Annotated in this window: 1 protein-coding gene; it reads left to right on the forward strand. The window is 71.9% G+C overall.

The features are described from left to right. Positions 1-616: hypothetical protein (locus ACFHWU_RS29300; RefSeq protein WP_416592325.1), on the forward strand; the 616-nt coding region annotated here is incomplete at its 5' end. Positions 617-620: the final 4 nt, after the last annotated feature.

A 620-nucleotide genomic window follows, 5' to 3' on the forward strand; every position in this document is an offset into this window, starting at 1 on the left:
CCTGCGCACCCTGCACGCCCTGCGCACCCTGCACGCCCTGCGCACCCTGCGCACCTTGAGCGCCCTGCGCACCTTGAGCACCTTGGGCACCATCAGCACCCTGGGCACCCTGCGCACCATCAGCACCCTGGAAACCCTGCACGCCCTGCACGCCCTGCGCACCCTGCACGCCCTGCGCACCCTGCGCACCCTGCGCACCCTGGAAACCCTGCACGCCCTGCACGCCCTGCGCCCCCTGCACGCCCTGCGCACCCTGCACGCCCTGCACGCCCTGCGCACCCTGCACGCCCTGCGCACCCTGCACGCCCTGCGCACCCTGCACGCCCTGCGCACCCTGGAAACCCTGCACGCCCTGGAAGCCCTGCACGCCCTGGAAGCCCTGCACGCCCTGCGCACCTTGAGCGCCCTGCGCACCTTGAGCACCTTGGGCACCATCAGCACCCTGCGCGCCCTGGGCACCCTGGGCACCCTGGGCACCCTGGGCACCCTGCGCACCCTGGAAACCCTGCACGCCCTGCACGCCCTGCGCACCCTGCGCACCTTGGGCACCATCAGCACCCTGTCAAGCCCCGGGTTTGATGGAGAGTTGGTTAGCTGGTTTTCAGGGGTGCGGTGACCGG

This window comes from Micromonospora sp. LOL_015 (assembly GCF_048060275.1).
Classification (GTDB): Bacteria; Actinomycetota; Actinomycetes; order Mycobacteriales; family Micromonosporaceae; genus Micromonospora_E.